The 18,836-nt window shown below is 65.8% G+C and carries 21 protein-coding genes; 11 read left to right on the top strand and 10 right to left on the bottom strand.

Annotation, left to right across the window (positions count from 1 at the left end; genetic code table 11):
• The first annotated feature begins 8 nt into the window (after positions 1-8).
• From AC1Q6V_RS18475 to AC1Q6V_RS18485, 3 genes are all read left to right on the top strand, one after another.
• A complete protein-coding gene (locus tag AC1Q6V_RS18475; protein WP_010811633.1) occupies positions 9-386 on the top strand; it encodes a nuclear transport factor 2 family protein in 378 nt (125 codons plus the stop codon).
• 13 nt (positions 387-399) lie between these two features.
• Positions 400-1,053, top strand: coding sequence for a TetR family transcriptional regulator (locus AC1Q6V_RS18480; protein ID WP_011616697.1), 654 nt, complete (start codon positions 400-402; stop codon positions 1,051-1,053).
• A gap of 86 nt (positions 1,054-1,139) precedes the next feature.
• A complete protein-coding gene (locus AC1Q6V_RS18485) occupies positions 1,140-1,376 on the top strand; it encodes a hypothetical protein (RefSeq protein ID WP_010811635.1) in 237 nt (78 codons plus the stop codon).
• 73 nt (positions 1,377-1,449) lie between these two features.
• Here the strand turns inward: AC1Q6V_RS18485 and AC1Q6V_RS18490 are convergent, their stop codons facing one another.
• On the bottom strand, positions 1,450-2,625 hold the full coding sequence (locus AC1Q6V_RS18490; RefSeq protein WP_454750677.1) for a M20 aminoacylase family protein: 1,176 nt from the start codon (positions 2,623-2,625) through the stop codon (positions 1,450-1,452).
• 42 nt (positions 2,626-2,667) lie between these two features.
• A complete protein-coding gene (locus tag AC1Q6V_RS18495; protein WP_010811637.1) occupies positions 2,668-3,705 on the bottom strand; it encodes a tripartite tricarboxylate transporter substrate binding protein in 1,038 nt (345 codons plus the stop codon).
• A gap of 144 nt (positions 3,706-3,849) precedes the next feature.
• Here AC1Q6V_RS18495 and AC1Q6V_RS18500 point away from each other — a divergent pair, with 144 nt between their 5' ends.
• The gene (locus AC1Q6V_RS18500; protein ID WP_010811638.1) at positions 3,850-4,749 is read left to right on the top strand and encodes a LysR family transcriptional regulator; all 900 of its coding nucleotides are present in this window, start codon (positions 3,850-3,852) and stop codon (positions 4,747-4,749) included.
• Positions 4,750-4,784: 35 nt separating this feature from the next.
• Here AC1Q6V_RS18500 and AC1Q6V_RS18505 read toward each other — a convergent pair whose 3' ends face one another.
• Positions 4,785-5,264, bottom strand: a complete 480-nt coding sequence (locus AC1Q6V_RS18505) for an SRPBCC domain-containing protein (RefSeq protein WP_454750676.1) — start codon at positions 5,262-5,264, stop codon at positions 4,785-4,787.
• A gap of 294 nt (positions 5,265-5,558) precedes the next feature.
• Here AC1Q6V_RS18505 and AC1Q6V_RS18510 point away from each other — a divergent pair, with 294 nt between their 5' ends.
• Positions 5,559-5,933 (top strand): VOC family protein, encoded by a 375-nt coding sequence (locus AC1Q6V_RS18510; RefSeq protein ID WP_439672472.1) that lies wholly within the window; start codon positions 5,559-5,561, stop codon positions 5,931-5,933.
• 18 nt (positions 5,934-5,951) lie between these two features.
• On the opposite strand, the gene AC1Q6V_RS18515 is transcribed toward AC1Q6V_RS18510, so the two are convergent.
• Positions 5,952-6,662 carry a DUF899 domain-containing protein gene (locus AC1Q6V_RS18515; protein ID WP_010811641.1) on the bottom strand — a complete coding sequence of 237 codons (711 nt, stop codon included), beginning with the start codon at positions 6,660-6,662 and terminating at the stop codon, positions 5,952-5,954.
• 349 nt (positions 6,663-7,011) lie between these two features.
• Between AC1Q6V_RS18515 and AC1Q6V_RS18520 the strand changes: the two genes are divergently transcribed.
• Positions 7,012-7,968 (top strand): D-2-hydroxyacid dehydrogenase, encoded by a 957-nt coding sequence (locus AC1Q6V_RS18520; RefSeq protein ID WP_454750675.1) that lies wholly within the window; start codon positions 7,012-7,014, stop codon positions 7,966-7,968.
• 31 nt (positions 7,969-7,999) lie between these two features.
• Entirely contained in the window at positions 8,000-9,154 is a 1,155-nt protein-coding gene (locus AC1Q6V_RS18525) for a glycerate kinase (protein ID WP_439669734.1), read from the top strand.
• 49 nt (positions 9,155-9,203) lie between these two features.
• Here the strand turns inward: AC1Q6V_RS18525 and AC1Q6V_RS18530 are convergent, their stop codons facing one another.
• Genes AC1Q6V_RS18530 through AC1Q6V_RS18545 form a run of 4 tightly spaced genes read right to left on the bottom strand, consistent with a single transcriptional unit; the run spans position 9,204 to position 12,786 of the window.
• Positions 9,204-10,172 (bottom strand): Bug family tripartite tricarboxylate transporter substrate binding protein, encoded by a 969-nt coding sequence (locus AC1Q6V_RS18530; protein WP_454750674.1) that lies wholly within the window; start codon positions 10,170-10,172, stop codon positions 9,204-9,206.
• A 38-nt stretch (positions 10,173-10,210) separates the two neighbouring features.
• On the bottom strand, positions 10,211-10,597 hold the full coding sequence (locus AC1Q6V_RS18535) for a VOC family protein (protein ID WP_010811645.1): 387 nt from the start codon (positions 10,595-10,597) through the stop codon (positions 10,211-10,213).
• Positions 10,598-10,616: 19 nt separating this feature from the next.
• Positions 10,617-11,570, bottom strand: a complete 954-nt coding sequence (locus tag AC1Q6V_RS18540) for a hydroxymethylglutaryl-CoA lyase (protein WP_010811646.1) — start codon at positions 11,568-11,570, stop codon at positions 10,617-10,619.
• A 13-nt stretch (positions 11,571-11,583) separates the two neighbouring features.
• Positions 11,584-12,786 carry a CaiB/BaiF CoA transferase family protein gene (locus tag AC1Q6V_RS18545; RefSeq protein WP_010811647.1) on the bottom strand — a complete coding sequence of 401 codons (1,203 nt, stop codon included), beginning with the start codon at positions 12,784-12,786 and terminating at the stop codon, positions 11,584-11,586.
• Between the two features lie 278 nt (positions 12,787-13,064).
• Between AC1Q6V_RS18545 and AC1Q6V_RS18550 the strand changes: the two genes are divergently transcribed.
• Entirely contained in the window at positions 13,065-13,982 is a 918-nt protein-coding gene (locus AC1Q6V_RS18550; RefSeq protein WP_010811648.1) for a LysR family transcriptional regulator, read from the top strand.
• A 19-nt stretch (positions 13,983-14,001) separates the two neighbouring features.
• On the opposite strand, the gene glnA is transcribed toward AC1Q6V_RS18550, so the two are convergent.
• Positions 14,002-15,477: a type I glutamate--ammonia ligase gene (gene glnA, locus AC1Q6V_RS18555; protein ID WP_010811649.1), complete on the bottom strand. Its 1,476-nt coding sequence runs from the start codon at positions 15,475-15,477 to the stop codon at positions 14,002-14,004.
• Between the two features lie 132 nt (positions 15,478-15,609).
• Between glnA and AC1Q6V_RS18560 the strand changes: the two genes are divergently transcribed.
• Positions 15,610-15,900 (top strand): excalibur calcium-binding domain-containing protein, encoded by a 291-nt coding sequence (locus AC1Q6V_RS18560; RefSeq protein ID WP_081050256.1) that lies wholly within the window; start codon positions 15,610-15,612, stop codon positions 15,898-15,900.
• Positions 15,901-15,980: 80 nt separating this feature from the next.
• On the opposite strand, the gene AC1Q6V_RS18565 is transcribed toward AC1Q6V_RS18560, so the two are convergent.
• A complete protein-coding gene (locus AC1Q6V_RS18565) occupies positions 15,981-16,889 on the bottom strand; it encodes a LysR substrate-binding domain-containing protein (protein ID WP_011616704.1) in 909 nt (302 codons plus the stop codon).
• A 144-nt stretch (positions 16,890-17,033) separates the two neighbouring features.
• Here AC1Q6V_RS18565 and AC1Q6V_RS18570 point away from each other — a divergent pair, with 144 nt between their 5' ends.
• Both AC1Q6V_RS18570 and AC1Q6V_RS18575 read left to right on the top strand, forming a co-directional pair.
• Entirely contained in the window at positions 17,034-17,954 is a 921-nt protein-coding gene (locus tag AC1Q6V_RS18570) for a pyridoxal-phosphate dependent enzyme (protein WP_011616705.1), read from the top strand.
• Between the two features lie 172 nt (positions 17,955-18,126).
• Positions 18,127-18,834 carry a response regulator gene (locus AC1Q6V_RS18575; protein ID WP_011616706.1) on the top strand — a complete coding sequence of 236 codons (708 nt, stop codon included), beginning with the start codon at positions 18,127-18,129 and terminating at the stop codon, positions 18,832-18,834.
• Positions 18,835-18,836 lie beyond the last annotated feature (2 nt).

Below are 18,836 nucleotides of genomic sequence, written 5' to 3' on the forward strand. Positions count from 1 at the left end.
AGAACCCCATGCCCGATAGCGCCGCGATGAAAGCCACGCTGCTCGCCTATGTCGATCGTTTCAATGCCGGTGACGCGCAGGGCGTTGCCGCGCTCTACGCCGACGATGCCACCGTCGAAGACCCGGTCGGCGCGCAGCCGATCGCCGGCAAGCCGGCCATCCTGGCCTTCTACCAGCACACCACCGCACTGGGCGCGCGCCTGGAGGTGGTGGCGCCGCCGCGCGGCTCGCACGGTGACGCCGCCGCGCTGACCTTTGCCGTGCATGCCCGCCTGGAAGGGCGGCCGGCCCGCATCGACGTGACCGACATCATGACGTTCGGCGCAGATGGCCGCATCCGCAGCATGCGCGCCCACTGGGGGCCGGACGACGTGCATTTCCTGTAGGCCCGCCGCGCCCATGGCCCGCCACACCCGCGAAGATGCCGCCGTCACGCGGACGCGCATCCTGGCCAGCGCGCTGCAACTGATCCGGCACCGCGGCCTGCATTGCGTCACCGTGGACGATGTGGCCCGCGCCATCGGCATGACGCGCGGGGCCGTCTACGGGCATTTCCGTTCCCGCGCCGAGTTGCTCGGCGCGCTGCTGTCGTGCGCCGAAGCCGACTTCGCCGCCCGCCTCGCGCCGCTGGCGCAAGGCCGCGCCGCCAACGGGCCAGGCACGCTGGAGCAGGCGCTGGCCGCCTTGCTCGATGGCGATGACCTGGCGCGCCATGTCAGCCTGCTGGCCGCCCTGCTGCAGCACAAGTGCGGCGACGACTGCGAGCTTTGCCCGCTGCGCGCCCGCGTGCTGGCGGGCGTCGAGACCCTGCGCGCAACCTTCGCCGGCCTGCTGCCGGCCCCAGGCATGGCCGGCCTGCTGGTGGCGCACCTGTGGGGCCTGCTGAGCGCGCACGCCATGCATCTGGCGCCGTCTGGCCTGTCCGGCTGTGCCGCAGCGCTGGCCCGGCTGTATCAAGGGCCCGACGTGCCGCCGCATCCGGCCCTGTCCACCATCCCTTCCTGTCGACCCGACGCCACTTTCGATCCGGCGCTGCTGCGGGATACCCCTTAGTCTGCTCGGACGAAGCGTTTCGGGCCGGCGCTGACTACGATGCTTTCAAAAGCATGGAAACCCAGTAAGGGTGCGGAGGAGACAGCATGAAGCGGCTCGGATTTCGTTGGGCGGCGGGCCTGGCCGGGGCCGGCGCCGCGATGGGCGCGGCCTGGGCGATTGCCGTGGGCGGCGACCTTGCCACCGCGCATGGCAGCCAGGACGAGATGCCCGCTGTCAGCGTGGCCTCCGCCGACGCGGCGCAAGACCACTGCAACGACGCCTGCGTGCGCAGCCGCGGCACCGCGGCGTTGGTGGTGCTAAGCCAGAGACCTCCGCATTGACCCGTCGATCGACCTGCCTATGCAGGTCGATCGACGGGCCAGTCCCTAATAGCCGAAACAGCGATCTGCAACCTCAGTCGATCAGGAAGCGCTGCGTCAGCAGCGCCCAATAGGCCGCGCCGATGGTGACGTTGTCGTCGTTGAAGTCGTAGCCGGGGTTGTGCACCATGCAGGCGCCTGCGCTGTCTCCATCGCCGTTGCCGATCAGCAGATAGCTGCCGGGGCAGCGCTCCAGCATGAAGGCGAAGTCCTCGCTGCCGGGCAGCGCCGGGCCTTGCGGCACGACCTTGTCCGGCCCAAGCAAGGCGAGCGCCGTCTGGCGCGCGAATTCCGTCTCTTCCGGGGTGTTGACGAGCACCGCATAGCCTTGCCGGTAATCGATCTCGGCGCGCACGCCGTAGCTTTCCGCCTGGGCCTGCACCAGCGCCTTGATGCGCCGCTCCAGGGTGGCACGCACGTCGCGGTCGAGCGCCCGCACGCTGATTTCCAGCGTGGCTTCCTGCGGGATCACGTTGTTGGCCTTGCCGGCATGCATGGCGCCGACCGTCACCACCGCCATCTGCAGCGGGTCGACGTTGCGCGAGACCACGGTCTGCAGGGCCAGCACGATGCCGGCGGCGGCCACCAGCGGATCGGCTGCCCGGTGCGGCAGCGCGCCGTGGCCGCCCACGCCTCTGACCGTGACGGTGACGTAGTCCGACGAAGCCATGGTGGGACCGTCGCGCAGCACCAGCCGTCCCTGCGTGATGCCAGGCATATTGTGCATGGCGAAGACGGCGTCGCAGGGATACTTCTCGAACAGCCCGTCCTGGATCATGCGCACGGCGCCGCCCATGCCTTCCTCGGCCGGCTGGAAAATCAGGTTTAGCGTGCCGGAGAACTGCGCTTCCTGCGCCAGGTATTCCGCGGCGCAAAGCAGCATGGCGGTGTGCCCATCGTGCCCGCAGGCATGCATGACGCCGGCATGGCTGCTGGAGTAGGGCAGGCCGGTCGCCTCGCCGATCGGCAGGGCGTCCATGTCGGCGCGCAGGCCGAGCCGGCGCGTGCCGCTGCCGCGCCGCAGCCTGCCCACCACGCCGGTGCCGCCCAGCCCGCGCTCCACGTCGTAGCCCCATTGGGCGAGGCGCTCGGCCACGGCGTCGCTGGTGCGGTGCTCCTGGAAGCCAAGTTCCGGATGCTGGTGAATGTCGCGGCGCAGCGCAACGAACTTGTCCGCGCGGGAGCGCAGCGATTCCAGGATGGCGTGCATGGGATTTCTCTCCTCTCTATATGCGATGGCATTGGCGTTGCGTCATTGCGGCTGCAGCCCGATGGCCTTGGCCAGGCCGCGGTAGCGCGCCGTCTCGCCTTCGTAGAAGCGGGCCGCCTCCTGCAGCGTCATCGGCGTGGCCACGGTCTGCATCTGGGCTTCCAGCCCGGCGCGCACGGCGGGATCCTTGAGGACATTGCCGAGCGCCAGGTTCAGGCGCTGCACCACCTCGGGCGGGGTTCCCTTCTTCACCATGAAGCCGGTCCAGATCGTGAAGGCGAAGTTCTTCAGCAGCTTGCCTTCGCCGATGGTGGGCACATTGGGCAACAGCGGCGCCCGGGTGGCGCCCGCGGTGGCGAGCAGTTTCAGCCGTCCCTGCTGGGCCATCGCGCCGAGCGCGGCGTTGAACGGCACGATGGCGAAGTCGAGCTGGCCGCCGCCGAGGTCCTGTACCAGCGGCGCCGCGCCCTTGTAAGGGACGTGGGTCATCCTGGTGCCGGTGAGCTGCTGCATGTGCTCGACCAGGATGTGGTACAGCGAGCCCACTCCCACGCTGCCATAAGACAGCGGCTTGTCCTTGCGGCTGCGCGCCAGGGCGATCAGTTCGTCCGCGGAGTTGGCTTCCAGGTCCTTGCGTGCGATCAGTGCCAGCACCGCGGTGGAAATCGGCTGCACCAGCTGGAAGTCCTCCGCCTGCAGCTTGACCGCGGCATTGGCCAGCGGAGACAGGATCACTTCGTTGGGAGAGCCCTGGAACAGGTAGTAGCCGTCGCCCGGCGCCGACAGCACCTTCTGCGCGGCGATGGCGCCGCTGACGCCGCCCAGGTTCTCCACCAGCACGGTCTGGCCGAGCTGCTTGCCGACGGGCTGGCTCAGCACGCGGGCGATGGCGTCGGAGGCGCCGCCGGCGGGATAGGGCACCATCAGTGCGATCGGCTTGGCGGGATAGGACGCCCCGGTCGCCCCCGCGGCTGCGGTCGCGCCGGCCGCGCCGGCGCAGATCGGGCTGGCCAGCACGGCGGCAAGCAGGCCGCCAGTCAGCCTCGTCAGCGGGCGGCGCAGGCATTGTGTGAGGGTCATCGTCGTCTCCTGATCATGGATGCCGCGTCTGTCTTGTTGCCCCGGCGGGACGCACGGCTGGCAGCCATGTTAGGAAGGCGGCAACCTGATGTCCAATGCATCATTTTTCTCATTATCATTACAAGATTGCATGCGAGGACGGCGATGAACCTGATTCAGCTCAAGCACCTGATCGCGCTGGCGGAGACCGGCTCGTTCAGCCAGGCCGCCGCGCGGCTGCATCTGACGCAGCCGGCACTCAGCCGCAGCATCCAGGCCCTGGAAGCGGAGCTGGGCATGCCACTGGTAGACCGCATCGGCAAGCGCAACGAACTGACGCCGTTCGGGCAGCTGGCGCTGGAAAGGGCACGGCGCATCGTCTTCGAGGCTGGCGAGCTCAGGCAGAGCGCGCTGGCGTTGCAGGCCGGCCAGGCGGGCACGCTGCGCATCGGCCTGGGATCCGGGCCGGGCGCCATGCTGATGACGCCGCTGCTGGTGCATATGGCCAGGCACCATCCCAGGGTCAGGCTGACCATTTCGCGCGGCGCGACCAATCTGCAGCTTCAGCAGCTACGCGCCCGCGCGCTTGACGGCGTGGTCATCGATCTGCGCTCGCTAGTGCCGGGCCCCGACCTGCGCGTGGAGCGGCTGCCGGACCTGCGCGCCGGCTTCATGTGCCGCAGCGGCCATCCGTTGTGCAAGCTGCGCCGCGTGAGCTTCGACGATCTGCTGGCCTATCCGATCGCTTCCAGCCCCCTGTCGGACGAGGTGGCGCGCATCCTGATCGCCCACTTCGGGCCACGCGCGCATCCCGACCAGATGGTCACGCTGCGCTGCGAGGAGATCTCCAGCCTGGTGGAAGCCGCCCGCATCACCGATGCGGTGTTCCTCGGCATCATCGCCGCCGCGCGCGAGCCCATGGCAAGCGGGGAACTGGTGGAGCTGGCATTGACGCCGCCCTTGCACACCAGCGCGCAGTTCGCGCTGATCACCTTGCAGGGACGGACCGAGACGCCCGCAATGGAGATGCTGCGGGCATTCATGGCGGAGAGGATGCGGGAGTAGCGGCGCTCCCGCCCGCGCGTACAGGCAATGACTGCTCAGCGCAGGCCAGCCTGCCGTTGCGCATTCAGCGCTTCCGCGCGCGCCTTGACGTCCCGTGCCACCTGGTCGAAGCCCTGCTTCACCCAGGCACCGTGCTCGCGCATGATGGTCTCCGCGTTCAGCCCCAGGAACAGGTCAGTGGTGAAGTAGCGGGTGCGCCCGGGCCCGACGGCTTCCAGGTACTGGTCGCGCCGGGCTGCATCCTTGTTCTCGTCGGTGGGGCGCTGCTCCCACGAGAGCAGGCGTTCCGGCTCCCACGCCACCAGGTACTCGTTGACCGGGATGACCTGGTCGGTGCCGGGGATGCGCACCTGCATGTACACCATGTCGCCGAGCCGGCCGGTGGTCTCCAGCTCCGGGCAGAATGTATTCCATTCCGCGTAGCGCGCAAAGTCGGTCAGCGCTTCCCACACCAGCGCTACCGGTGCGTCGATCTCCACCTGGATCGACGTCACGAGATTCTCTGCTTTGGCCATCGGCCCCTCCTTCATGAAAGTCATTGGGAAGGGACACACTAGAGCCGTGTGACTTCGGTTCGCATACCCCGAACGGACGAGTCCGGGTGGACGAAGGCGATGTTGTCGAGGTCAGGCAGATTGAGGCTTGCCCCGAGCGCGCGCGGTCCGGCGGCGGCGACGCGCGGCGGGGTCTCAGTCTCCAACTGCTGTGAGCTTGGTGCCGGCCATCCGGGATGGCTGGCATTTTTTTTGGTTCATCGTCAAACTCTGGGGTCGGGCCGCGCGCAGGGCCCACACACTTCAGGAGAACCCATGTTTGACCACGTCAAATTCGGAGTCAGCGACTATGCAGCGAGCAAGGCGTTCTTCCTCAAGGCACTCGAACCGCTCGGCGTAGCGGTTGCCTCGGAGGGGCCGCCGGCGTACGGTGTCGAGCTTTGCCCAAAGGGCAAGGCTTCATTGTGCCTGTTCCAGACCGAGGAAAAGCCGGCGCATCTTCACCTGGCGTTCACGGCCGAGAATCGCGAGCAAGTCGAAGCTTTCTATCGCGCGGCCCTGGAGGCGGGTGGCAAAGACAATGGTGCGCCTGGCCTGCGCCCGCACTACCACGCCAACTACTATGCGGCGTTCGTGATTGGTCCGGACGGGCACAACATCGAAGTGGTTTGCCACCAACCCGAGGCCTGACCCTGCCATCGAGGACGATTATTTCCCCTCGGGGTATTCCAGCTTCGGATACCAATCCGCCCCCCGGCCTTCCGGCGTGGTGTCCAGCAGGGTCCACAGCGGATCCAGGTCCGGCGCACCGCGCGGGTCCTGACCCGGGTCGACCGAGAGGGCATACATCTCGCTGCTCCAGAAATGGCGGATCTTGCCGTCCCGGCGCGTAAACACCGAGTAGCCCGGAGCGTCGGCATCTTCGGGGCTGACATAGTCGCGGGTGAAATCGCCGTCGACGTCCGCATAGACCTTCAGCTTGGTCCAGCCCCGCGCCTTCTTGGCGGCGACCAGGCGATCGATGGGCGAGCGGGCGATCATCGCCAGCGCCACGCGCTGCTCGATGTCCGGGACCTTGTGATCCCACGACGCCATCACCGACGTGCACATCGGGCAAGGCTGCTCCCGCTGCGGTCCGAACATATAGCTGTAGATGACCAGGGTGTCCTTGTCGCCGAACAGTTCGGCCAGCGTGACCGGACCGCGTTCGCCCTGGAAGGTATAGCGCTTTGTCACCTCGCCGCCCGCGGGCAGGCCGCGGCGCTGTTCGGCCACGCGCTCAATGTGGCGCCGCAGCTCGATCTCCTCCGCGAGCAGCGCATTGCGCGCCTTGCGGTACTCCGCGCTTTCATTGGGAAACCGGACGGGGTTTTGTTGCGCCAACTCGGTTGAGGGAATGAGTTTTGCAGTGGTGTTCATGTGGGTCCTCCTGCCATAGCTACCGCGAATGGCCGGGGAATGTGATGCCGTCGCGCAGCGTCGGCGTTTCCGCGGCCCCTCACGTAGTTCGTGTCAGCCCAGGCCGAAATGTTCCACGCCATGCAGGGCCGATGCTGCCGTGACGTGGCCATTGCCTTTCCATTTGAGAAAGGAAGATGGAGAAAGCCGCGATTCCAGCTGGGCCTGCCTCCCCTCATCATGTCTGTGGCGCAATAACGCGGCAGATGCCTGCCGCCCTTCGACCGCAGCCCGTCCCTACGCGCCAGTGTGACAAGCCGTGCCTCACATCGGCACGCTGCGGGGGGCCCGCAACCTGGATGTCATGGCAATGAAGATCGTATTCCTGGACCGTTCCACCATCTCGCCGCAGATCACGCTGCCAGCGCTGCCGTTCCCGCATGAGCTCCAACTCTACGGGGAAACGCCTGACGAGGACGTCGCCGCGCGCATCGCCGCTGCGGACGTGGTCATCACCAACAAGGTGAAGCTGGATGCCCGCCAGCTTGAGCAGGCACCGAACCTGAAGCTCATCGCCATTGCGGCGACCGGCACCGATGTTGTCGACCTGCAAGCCTGTGCCGCCCGCGGCATCGTCGTCTCCAATATCCGCGACTATGCCGTCCATACGGTGCCGGAACATACCTTTGCCCTGATCTTCGCGCTGCGGCGAAGCCTGGCCGCCTACCACGATGCGGTCCGGCGCGGCCGCTGGCAGGAATCCGGATCCTTCTGCTTCTTCGACTACCCGATCAAGGACTTGCACGGGTCGGTGCTTGGCATCATCGGCGACGGCGTGCTCGGCCAGTCGGTGGCCAGGATGGCGAGTGCGCTGGGCATGCAGCCGCTGTTTGCGGCCCACAAGGGACGCGAGGGCATGGGCCCGCTCTACACGCCTTTCGACGAGGTGCTGCGCCGTAGCGACATCATCACCTTGCATTGCCCGCTGGTGGCGCAGACACGCAACCTGATCGACACGGCGGAGTTCTCGAAGATGGAACGGCGCCCGTTGCTGATCAACACCGCCCGAGGCGGGCTGGTCAATGAAGCGGCGCTGGTGGAAGCGCTGCAATCCGGAAAGGTGGCCGGAGCCGGCTTCGACGTTGCGACGCAGGAGCCGCCCGGCGCGGAACACCCGTTCCATCAGTTGAAGGATGTGCCGAACTTCATCCTGACCCCGCACGTTGCATGGGCCAGCGACGAGGCCGTGCAAGGCCTGGCCGACCAGCTTATCGACAATATCTGTGCCTTCGCGCAAGGCGCGCCCAGGAACGTGGTGGCCGCATGACGTGCCCGCCGGACGAAGGATGGTGCCGACAATGAAAGCAGCAGGACTCAAGGTGCTGGTTGCACCTGACTCGTTCAAAGGCAGCCTCAGCGCGACCGAGGTGGCGGATCGCATCCGCGCCGGCATCCGGCGCGCGGTGCCTGGTGCGGATGTCACCGTGGCACCGATCGCCGATGGCGGCGAAGGTACCGCCGAAGTCCTGGCGGCCACGCGTGCGGGCGTGTGGGAAGCGGTGGTTGCCACCGATGCCAATGGCGTGCCAAGGCCGGTGCGGTACTTCCGCGGCCGCACGCAGGAGTTTGGCGAGCTCGCGATCGTCGAGGTGGCTGAAATCGTCGGCCTTCCGCACGCCCTGCTGGCGCCGGGGCAACGCACGACCAGGGGCATCGGCCATGTCATCCGCGCGCTCGCTGAGCGCAGTGTCGATACCATCGCGATCGGGCTGGGCGGATCTTCCACCAATGACGCAGGTGCCGGCCTGCTGGCGGAAACCGGCTTTTGCTTTACCGATGCGCAGGGCAACGCATTGTGGCCAACCCTGGATACGCTGGACGCGATCTGCGCCGCAACGTATCAGCAGCCTGCACAGCTTGGCCGGGTCCGGCTGCTGGGCCTGTCCGACGTCAACAATCCGCTCTGCGGGCCAAACGGCGCGACCTTTGTCTTCGGCCCGCAGAAGGGCGTGCAAGACCTGGCCGCTGCGGATGCCCGGCTGGAACGGTTTGCAACGCGATGCGCGGCCGTGGTCGGGCTGGAGGTTGCCGATGCGCAAGGCAGCGGCGCCGCCGGCGGCATCGGCTTTGCGTTGCACCTGCTCGGCGCCGAGATCGTTCCCGGCGCGGCCTTTGTGCTGGGTGCTGCCGGCCTCGATGCAGGGCTCGGCGCCTTCGACTGGGTCATTACCGGCGAGGGACGGTCCGATGCGCAGACCATGATGGGAAAAGGTCCTGCCATGATCGCGCGCATGGCGCGCCAGGCCGGTGTGCCGGTGACGCTGCTCTCAGGCGCCGTCGAGCCCGATGCCGGACTGGCCGAAGCCTTCGACGGGTGCATCTCGATTCAGCAGGGGCCGGTATCAATCGGCTTTGCGATGGAGCATGCGGCGGCATTGCTTGAGGATGCTGCGTGCCAGCTTGCGCGCCTGTATGTCGCCGCCAGCCGGCTGGAAAATCGCCTGGGCGTATAGAAAAAACGGGTCTCCCCACCCGGGGAGACCTTCCACGCATCGACGACACTTAGTCCGCGCGAATATTCGATGTCTTGACCAGACGCGACCAGGACGCCAGTTCCTGATCGACGAACTTGCCCAGCTCCTGCGGCCCCATGTAGGCGGCAAAGGCACCTTGTTCCTCGATCTTCTTCCTGTACGTGTCGCTGGCCACGATCTTCTTCACCTCCTGGGACAAGCGCTCGACGATGGCCGGCGGTGTATTCGCCGGTGCAAACAGTGCAAACCAGGATTCCACCTCATACCCTGGCAGCCCAGCCTCCGCGGTGGTCGGCACATTGGGCATGGAGGGATGGCGCTTCGGTCCGGCATAGGCAAGCGCCTTGATCTTGCCCGCCTGCACATGCCCGATCACGCTCGGCGGGGTCGTGATGAACATGTCGACCTGCCCGCTGATCAGGTCGGTGACCACGGGCCCGGCGCCCTTGTACGGTACGTGCGTCATCGGCACCCTGGTCTGCCGCGCCAGCATCTCGCCGGCGATATGCTGGATCGAGCCATTGCCGGACGAGGCATAGAACAGGCCCTTGCCATTGCTTTTGCCGTAGGTAACCAGTTCGGCTATCGATGTCGCGGGCAGCTTGCCGTTGATGGCGATGACGTGCGGCGCGCGCATGACCAGCGCCACCGGGACGAAGCTGGACGGCTTCCAGCGGATCTGCGGGAACAGCGCCGGATTGCCGACGTGGTAGCCGGAATACTGAAGCAGCAGCGTATAGCCGTCCGGCGCGGCGCGCGCCACGGCTTCGGTGCCGATATTGCCGCTGGCACCGGGCTTGTTGTCCACCACCACGGGCTGGCCAAGCGCGGCCTGCAGTTGTTCGCCGACCAGGCGGGCAACGATATCGGTGGATCCGGCCGGTGCGCTGGGCACCACCAGGGTGACCGGCTTGGTGGGATAGGCGTTGGTGCTGTGGGCCGGGGCGGCCGCAGCCAGGGCCGCCAGGGCGGCCGCGGCGATCGTCATGCGTTTCATGGGTGTCTCCTCCATCGTTTTGCCGGGTTGGCCGATCTTCAGTCGACCAGTTCTGATATCTCGATCAGGTTCAGGTCCGGATCGCGCACGTAGACCGAGCGGATCTTCTGCGTTGCGCCGGTGCGCGCCACCGGTCCTTCGACAATGGGCCACTGGCATCGCCGAAGATGGGCGATGACGTCGTCGAGCGGGACGGAAGCGATAAAGCAGAGATCGAGTGCGCCGGGAACGGGCAGGTGTGCCTTGGGCTCGAACTCGGCGCCGCGCTGGTGGAGATTGATCTTCTGGTTGCCGAAGCGGAAGGCCAGGCGACCGTTGCCGAAGGTTTCAGGCTGCATCTGCATGACTTCGGTGTAGAAGTGCCGCGTGGCTTCGAGGTCAACACAGGTGAGCACCAGATGGTCAAGATGGTCGATCAGGGACATGATGGTTTCCGGGTGGGTGTCAGGGCTGGAAGGCCCGTTGTTCGGGGATCGCGTCGGCGGCAGGCATCGGATGCAGGTCGAGGCGGCGGCCGGCCTTCAGCAGCTGGCTTGGGACGTCATGGCCGATCAGGCCAGGCAAGCGCGCGGCGGCATCCAGGATGGCAGCCAGGTCGACGCCGGTGTCGTAGCCGTCCAGTTCAAGCATATGGACGAGTTCTTCGGTGCAGACATTGCCGGTCGCGCCCGGCGCATACGGGCAGCCACCGAGGCCGCCCAGCGAAGCGTCGAAGCGGTCGATGCCCTGGTCCAGCGCGGCGAGCGTATTGGCCAGCGCCAGGCCCCGGGTATTGTGGAAATGCAGGGTCAGCGCCAGGCCGGGGAACTGCCGCCGCGCGGCTTGGCACAGCCTCGCGACCTGGGACGGGAACGCCATGCCAGTGGTGTCGCACAGCGTCACGCCGTGAGCCCCCAGGTCGGCGAAGCGCTGCATCCAGCCCAGCACGTTTTCCAGCGGCACGTCGCCTTCCATCGGGCAACCCATCGCGGTCGACAGCGAGATGTTGATCGCGGTCGGCGTCTCCCTCACCACGCGGATGACGTCGGCAAGCTGGGCAAACGATTGCTCGCGCGACATGCGCAGGTTGGTGCGGTTGTGGCTTTCGCTGACCGACATCACCAGGTTGACCTCGTCGACCTGGCAGGAGAGGGCCCGCTCGGCGCCGCGCACATTCGGCACCAGCACCGTGTAGACCACACCGGGGCGCCGCGCGATGCGATGCATCACCGCTTCCGCGTCGCGCAGCGCGGGAATCGCCTTGGGCGAGGTGAAGGAAGTCACCTCGATCCTGGCGTAGCCGCATGCGCTCAGCGCGTCGATCAGGGCAACCTTGTCATCGGTCTCGACAAAGCGGGCCTCGTTCTGGAAGCCGTCTCGCGTGGCGACTTCATGTATGTACACCTTCCTGGCAGTCATGCCGGTCTCCTTGTCAGATAATCCCTGCCACGCGCCATGCCTCGCGCTGCGCCGTGCCGATGCCAAGGCCTTCCAGCACCGCGTCGGTATGCTGGCCAAGCGCGGGGGCGGGGTTGGGCAGTGCGCCGGGGGTGGCGCTCAGCTTCGGCACGATGCCGGGCAACTGGACGGGGGTGCCGTCCGGCAATTGCGCGTCCAGGATCATGTCGCGCGCGCGGTAGTGCGGATCGCTGGCGATATCGGCGACGTCATAGATCTTGCCCGCGGGGATGCGGGCGCCATTGAGCGCGTCGAGTGCCGCTTCCAGGCTGCGCTGTGCCGCCCATTCGCCAATGGCGGCGTCGAGCATCGCGACCTGGCTGACCCGGCCGTCGTTGTGGGCCAGCGCAGGGTCGTCGCGCAGGTCGGGGCGCTCGATCATGTCCATCAGCCGCCTGAAGATGCCATCGCCATTGCCAGCGATCAGCACATACTTGCCGTCGGCGCAGCGGTACGCATTGGTCGGCGCGATGCCGGGAAGACTGCTGCCGGCCGCCTGCCGCACGGCGCCGAACACCGAGTATTCCGGCAGCAGGCTCTCCATCATGCTGAACACCGACTCGTACAAGGCCACATCCACGACCTGGCCCTGGCCGCCGTTCTGCTCCCGGTGCCGCAACGCCAGCAGGATGCCGATCACACCGTGCAGCGCGGACAGGGAGTCCCCGATCGATACCCCCACGCGCACCGGGGTGCGGCCCGGCTCGCCGCTCAGGTGGCGCAAGCCGCCCATCGCTTCGCCAATGACGCCGAAGCCCGGCCGGTCGCGATAGGGGCCGGTCTGGCCATAGCCGGACACGCGCAGCATCACCAGCCCGGGGTTGGCCGCGCGCAGGCTGTCCCAGCCCAGGCCCCAGCCTTCCAGCGTGCCCGGGCGGAAGTTCTCGATCAGCACGTCGCTTTGCGCGGCCAGCTTGCGCACGACTTCCTGGCCTTGCGGCGTGCGCAGGTCCAGCGTGACCGACTGCTTGTCGCGGGACTGTGCCTCCCACCAGACCGAGGTGCCTTCATGCAACAGCCGCCACTTGCGCAGCGGATCGCCCGTGCCCGGCGGCTCGACCTTGATCACTTCCGCGCCGAACGCCGCCAGCATGCGCGCGGCAAACGGCCCCGCGATCAGCTGCCCCAGTTCCAGGACGCGTACGCCGGCAAGGGGCTTTGACTTGCTTGTTTCCATCTCATGGCTCCTGCTGTGTGCTGGAGATAGTGGGTCAAAAGCCGTTGCCTGGTAATCGATGGATTCTCAACCGTCCTTTCCTTACGGGAAAAGGTGGTGCATATTGCCGTACGGGAGTACCACGACCGGCACAACCCGCCACTTTGTCGGCTATCCCAGGCGGATCAAGGCCTGCATTGCGCTGCCGGGAGCCGGGCGCGCCGTTTGACAAGGCGCGAGCGGCTTACTAGCCTTTCCTGGCTTTCAATCCAGTCGGCGCGCGTCGCCAGTGCAATACCATGATCAATCCTGCCCATTTCGATCTCCAGTCCCTGCGCGTCTTCCAGCTGGTGGCCCAATGCGGCGGGCTGACGCAGGCGGCGAACAAGTCACACATGACGCTGTCGGCCCTGAGCAAACGGATCGCGGATCTTGAGCGCACGGTGGGATGCGCGCTGTTCCTGCGGGTTCGGCGCGGGCTTGAGCTGACCCCCGCTGGCCATGAGCTGGTCCAGCATGCGCGCATGGTGCTCGACAAGGTCAACCAGATGGCGGGCGAGATGAGCGACTTCGCCACCGGCGTGCGCGGACACGTCAAGGTCTGGGCCAATACGTCAGCCGTGATCCAGTTCCTTCCGCACGACCTGGCAAGCTTCCTGGCCTCGCAGCCGATGATCAGGATCAGCCTGGAGGAGCGCCTGAGCCAGGACGTGGTGGTAGCGCTGCTGTCCGGTGAAACCGATATCGGCGTGTTCGCCGACAACGTGCCGGCTTATGACATCAGGAAGTCTGTCTATCGGCGTGACCGCCTGGTCGTCCTGGTGCCTGCCGGGCATCCGCTGGCCGGGCGCCCGGAAGTGAGTTTCGACGAAACCCTGGAGTACGACTTTGTCGGCCTCAACCAGGGCAGCTCGCTGCTGCAGCGCCTGACCGACGCCGCATCGGCACTGGACAAGGTGGTGCGGCTGAGGATCCAGGTCAGCAGCTTCGATGCGATCTGCCGGATGATCGAGGCCGGCCTGGGCATCGGCGTCCTGCCAGATGGCGCGGTCCGGCCCGAACTGCTGGGTGCCGGGCTGCATGCCGTCTACCTGTCCGACGCCTGGGCCTCACGCATTCTCTGGCTGGGCGTGAGGGACGAAGCTGGTCTCTTGCCGGAGGCAAGGACGCTCCTGGAGCATCTGCGTGCAGCGGGCTCTGCCAGCGCGAGTCGCTGATGACACGGTAGTGCCGTCATCAGATGTCGAAGTAGAGCTGGAATTCCCACGGGTGTGGCCGCACCTTCAATGTATCGATCTCGCGCGTGCGCTTGTAATCAATCCAGGTCGTGATCAGGTCTTCAGTGAAGACATCCCCCTTGCGCAGGAACGCTGAATCGGCTTCCAGCGCGCAAAGCGACTCTTCCAGGGAGCCTGGTACCTGCCGGATGCGGGCGGCTTCCTCCGGTGGCAGATCATAGATGTTCTTGTCGAGCGGGTCGCCGGGGTCCGTCTGGTTTTCAATGCCGTCCAGGCCGGCGAGCAGCATTGCCGAGAAGGCGAGGTAGGCATTGGCCGACGGATCAGGACAGCGAAATTCAACGCGCCTGGCGCTCGGGGAATCCGAAACCATTGGAATCCGGGCCGCGGCGGACCGGTTGCGCTGCGACATGGCCAGATTGACAGGCGCCTCGTATCCGGGCACCAGCCGCTTGTAGGAGTTCGTGCTCGGTGCGCAGAATGCCATCAGCGCGGGGGCGTGGCTGAGCAAGCCGCCTATATACCAACGGCACATCTGGGACGTCTGCGCCCAACCGTTCTTGTCATAGAAGAGGTTCTCGGCGTCGCGCCAGAGGCTCTGGTGGCAATGCATGCCGCTCGCGTTGTCGGCAAACAGCGGCTTGGGCATGAAGGTGGCGACCTTGCCGTGGCGGCGCGCAACGTTCTTGCAGATGTACTTGTACATCATCACGTTGTCTGCCATGCGCATCAGTGGCGCAAAGCGCATGTCGATTTCATTCTGGCCGGCCGTGGCGACCTCATGGTGATGCACTTCGACCTGGATGCCGGCCTGCATCAGCGCGAGCACGATTTCGGAGCGGATGTCCTGCAGCGTGTCGCTTGGCGGCACGGGAAAGTACCCGCCCTTGTAGCGCTGTTTGTAGCCGAGATTGCCCCCGCCATAGGCGCCTTCGTCACGGCCCGAGGTCCATTCGCCTTCGGCGGATTCGACATGGTAGTAGCCAGAGTGCTGGTCCTGCCCGAAGCGGATGGAGTCGAAAATAAAGAATTCCAGTTCGGGGCCAAGGTAGCAAACCGTGGCAAGACCGGTTTGCCGGAGGTACAGCTCGGCCTTGCGTGCGATATGGCGCGGATCGCGCGAGTACGGCTGGTGCAGGACAGGGTCCAGCACGTCGCAGATCAGCGCCAGCGTTGGTGCTGCGCAATACGGATCGATGAATGCCGTGGCCGGGTCAGGCCTGACCAGCATGTCGGACTCGTGGATTTCCTGGAACCCGCGAATGGAAGACCCGTCGAAGCCGATGCCGACAGAGAATAAGTCGTCGTTGACTTCCGGCAGCGTGATCGAGAAGTGCTGCCACACGCCGGGCAAGTCGGTGAACCTGAGGTCAACCACCTGGATCGCGTGCGTCCGGATCAGATCGATGACCTCGCCGGGGTTTTGCGGCGGTACAACGTGATAGCTGCCGGGTTCTATTGAGACCATGCCCATATCCGCCTCCATCGTCTGCCCGCAGCCTAGTCCAAGATTAGTCTGTCGGATTCCGAATGGAAAGTGCCTTACCAACGACGCTGTTGTGGCATCCTTCCATTTCCAAAAAGAAAAAGAAGGGTAGGGGTCAACATGTATAAGGGCTTGCTGGTAGTTGCGGCCGCCGCGGCCGCCTTCATCTATTACAAAACGCACGCGCCTTTGGCAAATCCCGTTGCCCAGGCCGAGCCACAGCAGATCGAGGCTCCAGCAGTGGCAGCCACGGCGGAACCGGCATTCCGCTGCGAGGGCAAACAGCACTGCAGCCAGATGGCATCCTGCGCGGAAGCGCGCTTCTATCTGAAAAACTGCCCGGCGGTAAAGATGGATGGGGACGGCGACGGTATTCCATGTGAGACGCCGCCCCTCCAGTGCATGTTTTGACGTGCCGCTTGCTGTCCGACACCGGAACCACGCAATGCGTCATGTGACCGACCGGCACGGGCCGCCACGAAGTCAATGGCTCAGCTTGCCCGATCATCGATCACCTGCTGCAGCGCCTGCACGAATTGCCTGACTGCTGGCGTCGCTACCTCCTCGTCGAACGCGAATTCCACGTCGAAGCGGTCAGCGACCTCAGGCAGTGGCACCAGCCGCACGGTCGGCGGACAGACGGTTGACAGGCTTGCGGGGACAAACGCGCAACCCATCCCCGCCGAAACCAGACCGAGCACGGTCGGGATGTCGCTGCCCACCTGGGCCACGCGAGGCGAGAAGCCGGCGCGCTCGCACTGCGTCATCAGGAAGCGATGCTGGGACGAGGACCGCGCCGGATCGAACCAGACGAAGGGCAGATCCGCCACGTCCGCCAGTCGTTTCGGCTGCTTGTGGCGGGCGGTCTGCGATGAAGGCATGGCCAATACGAAGCGGTCGCTGAGCAACACGATGCCAGTCAGATGCGGCGCCTCATGCCGACGCCAGGCCATGATGCCGCCATCCACCTGCCTGTTCCGGATCGCGGCAATCTGCTCCGTCGACAGCATCGGGTCCACCAGGACCTTGACTTCCGGGCACGCTATCCGGAAGGCCCGGAGCACCTCCGTCACGACGGCTGAACTCAGGTAGTTCGGCAACACACCAAGGCGCAGCTCGCCGAGCTGCCCGGCGGCGCAACGCAGGGCGCGATCGCGGCTGGCTTGCAGGTTTGCCAGAAGTTGTGTGGCATCCCTCAGGAAGCTCTCGCCCGCCACGGTGAGTTGCACGCCCCTTGCCTTGCGCGCCAGCAGTGGCGTACCGATGGCCGCCTCAAGTTCGATGATTTGCCGCGACAGGGCTGGCTGGACAATGCCGACGGCACGGGCGCCCGCCACCACGCTGCCGGCCTGCGCTACCGCGATGAAGTAGCGAAGATGCCGCAATTCAATGTTCCGCATACCGTCTCCGCCCATTCATTTCCATACTCATGAAGCATAGCTAGGCTACCTAGATAACATTGGTTTGCATAGCTTCCTGCGACTACGATGGCGCAGCTTCCCGCGTTGCAGGGACGGCTCGCTTTCCACATTTCGCTACCAAACATGACGCTTCACATCAGCACGCCTTTTGTACAGTCCCAGCCCAATTCGCGGCGGCTCGGCAAGCCGGTCTGGCTAAAGATGGAAGCCGCACAGCCGTCCGGGTCTTTCAAGCTTCGGGGTGTCGGAGCCTTGTGTGAAGCGCGGCACGCCGCGGGCGTACAGCGATTCGTTGCATCTTCAGGCGGAAATGCCGGGCTTGCGGCAGCCTATTGCGGACGCGAACTCGGCGTTCCCGTGGTGGTGGTGGTACCGGAGAGCACACCATCGCGAGCGCGCGACCTGATCCGCCTGGAGGGCTCGGAGTTGATCGTGCGCGGAGGCACATGGGCGGAAGCGCACGAGTTTGCACTGTCCCTGATCGGGCCACGCGATGCCTTCGTGCACCCGTTCGACGATCCGCTCATCTGGCAGGGGCACGCCACGCTGGTGGACGAGATCGCGGCATCCGGGCCGAAGCCAGGCGCCATCGTTCTTGCCGTGGGCGGTGGTGGCCTGCTGTGCGGCGTGCTGGAAGGGCTTCAGCGGAATGGCTGGTCCGACGTGCCTGTGATCGCGGTAGAAACCGACGGTGCGGACTGCTACGCCCGCTCGGTTGCCGAAGGCAGGCCGGTCGAACTCGCACAGATCACCAGCGTGGCGACGTCGCTTGGCGCCAGGCGGCCGTGTGATGGCGCGCTCCGATGGGCGCAGCGTCACGAGATCCACAGCGTCGTTGTGTCAGACAAACAGGCGGTGGAGGCAGCGATAAGGCTTCTTGACGAACACCGCGTCCTGGTTGAGCCGGCATGCGGCGCAGCCTTGGCGGCATTGGATTGCGACACCCCGGTGCTGCAGGCGGCGTCCAGCATTGCCGTGGTGGTATGTGGCGGGGCCACAGTGACGGCACAGCAACTGCTTGACTTTGCTGCAAGGCTGGACTGAGCGGGCTTAAGGTAGCAATTTGGTAAGCTCGGCTACCCGCCGGCGAGATTCGCCCGAATTACCTGGTTCCGGGGATGCCCCTCACGGCCGATTTCTGTCAGCCTGGCGTGATCCGGAGATCGGCCAATTCCGGTGGTACAGCTAAACTCTGGCCGTGACCGCACCGTACCCAATGAGCCAACCATTGACTGACACCGGCGAATCGGTGTTGCCCGCTCCCTTGCTGGTCGTCGAGGACGAGCCACTGATGCAGACCAGGCTACGCACGATCCTGGCCACGCTCGGCTATGCCGAGGAGGCCTTGTGGTTTGCCGGCAGCCTCGCCGACGCCAATGCGCTGCTAACCGCCCAGCCATTTGCGATGGTGCTGGTTGACGTCGGGTTGCCCGACGGCAATGGCATCGACCTCATTCGCGCGTTGCACGAGCGCGATCCTGCCTTGCCAACTCTGGTAATCTCGACCTGGAACACGGAGCGCGTCATCGTGAGCGCGCTGCAGGCGGGTGCCACCGGTTACCTGCTCAAGGAGCGCGACGACCTCGAGATTTCCTTGTCGATCCGCAGTGCGCTGCGCGGCGGAGCGCCGATCGATCCTTTCGTTGCCAGGCACATCCTCGATCTGGTCGCCACGACGGCACCATTGCCAGGCGGGGCGCAAATTCATGCGCGCCGATTGGTCGGCGCGTCGCCGCTGAGCGCACGGGAAATCGAAATCCTCTCGCTGGTCGGCAAGGGCCTGACCAATCGGGAGATCGCGGATTTGCTGTCCTTGTCCAGACTGACGGTCGAATGCCACATCAGGAACATATACAAGAAGTTGGCCGTCCACTCCCGCACGCAGGCCGTTTTCGAAGCGCGTGCGCATGGCTTGTTGCGCTGATC

It is taken from the genome of Cupriavidus sp. GW823-FHT07B10 (assembly GCF_058794355.1).

Excerpts from the sequence above, each read along its gene's own strand:
- AC1Q6V_RS18475 (WP_010811633.1), top strand. The coding sequence starts at position 9 with ATGCCCGATAGCGCCGCGATGAAAGCCACGCTGCTCGCCTATGTCGAT.
- AC1Q6V_RS18480 (WP_011616697.1), top strand. The coding sequence starts at position 400 with ATGGCCCGCCACACCCGCGAAGATGCCGCCGTCACGCGGACGCGCATC.
- AC1Q6V_RS18485 (WP_010811635.1), top strand. The coding sequence starts at position 1,140 with ATGAAGCGGCTCGGATTTCGTTGGGCGGCGGGCCTGGCCGGGGCCGGC.
- AC1Q6V_RS18490 (WP_454750677.1), bottom strand. The coding sequence starts at position 2,625 with ATGCACGCCATCCTGGAATCGCTGCGCTCCCGCGCGGACAAGTTCGTT.
- AC1Q6V_RS18495 (WP_010811637.1), bottom strand. The coding sequence starts at position 3,705 with ATGACCCTCACACAATGCCTGCGCCGCCCGCTGACGAGGCTGACTGGC.
- AC1Q6V_RS18500 (WP_010811638.1), top strand. The coding sequence starts at position 3,850 with ATGAACCTGATTCAGCTCAAGCACCTGATCGCGCTGGCGGAGACCGGC.
- AC1Q6V_RS18505 (WP_454750676.1), bottom strand. The coding sequence starts at position 5,264 with ATGGCCAAAGCAGAGAATCTCGTGACGTCGATCCAGGTGGAGATCGAC.
- AC1Q6V_RS18510 (WP_439672472.1), top strand. The coding sequence starts at position 5,559 with ATGTTTGACCACGTCAAATTCGGAGTCAGCGACTATGCAGCGAGCAAG.
- AC1Q6V_RS18515 (WP_010811641.1), bottom strand. The coding sequence starts at position 6,662 with ATGAACACCACTGCAAAACTCATTCCCTCAACCGAGTTGGCGCAACAA.
- AC1Q6V_RS18520 (WP_454750675.1), top strand. The coding sequence starts at position 7,012 with ATGAAGATCGTATTCCTGGACCGTTCCACCATCTCGCCGCAGATCACG.
- AC1Q6V_RS18525 (WP_439669734.1), top strand. The coding sequence starts at position 8,000 with ATGAAAGCAGCAGGACTCAAGGTGCTGGTTGCACCTGACTCGTTCAAA.
- AC1Q6V_RS18530 (WP_454750674.1), bottom strand. The coding sequence starts at position 10,172 with ATGAAACGCATGACGATCGCCGCGGCCGCCCTGGCGGCCCTGGCTGCG.
- AC1Q6V_RS18535 (WP_010811645.1), bottom strand. The coding sequence starts at position 10,597 with ATGTCCCTGATCGACCATCTTGACCATCTGGTGCTCACCTGTGTTGAC.
- AC1Q6V_RS18540 (WP_010811646.1), bottom strand. The coding sequence starts at position 11,570 with ATGACTGCCAGGAAGGTGTACATACATGAAGTCGCCACGCGAGACGGC.
- AC1Q6V_RS18545 (WP_010811647.1), bottom strand. The coding sequence starts at position 12,786 with ATGGAAACAAGCAAGTCAAAGCCCCTTGCCGGCGTACGCGTCCTGGAA.
- AC1Q6V_RS18550 (WP_010811648.1), top strand. The coding sequence starts at position 13,065 with ATGATCAATCCTGCCCATTTCGATCTCCAGTCCCTGCGCGTCTTCCAG.
- glnA (WP_010811649.1), bottom strand. The coding sequence starts at position 15,477 with ATGGGCATGGTCTCAATAGAACCCGGCAGCTATCACGTTGTACCGCCG.
- AC1Q6V_RS18560 (WP_081050256.1), top strand. The coding sequence starts at position 15,610 with ATGTATAAGGGCTTGCTGGTAGTTGCGGCCGCCGCGGCCGCCTTCATC.
- AC1Q6V_RS18565 (WP_011616704.1), bottom strand. The coding sequence starts at position 16,889 with ATGCGGAACATTGAATTGCGGCATCTTCGCTACTTCATCGCGGTAGCG.
- AC1Q6V_RS18570 (WP_011616705.1), top strand. The coding sequence starts at position 17,034 with ATGACGCTTCACATCAGCACGCCTTTTGTACAGTCCCAGCCCAATTCG.
- AC1Q6V_RS18575 (WP_011616706.1), top strand. The coding sequence starts at position 18,127 with ATGAGCCAACCATTGACTGACACCGGCGAATCGGTGTTGCCCGCTCCC.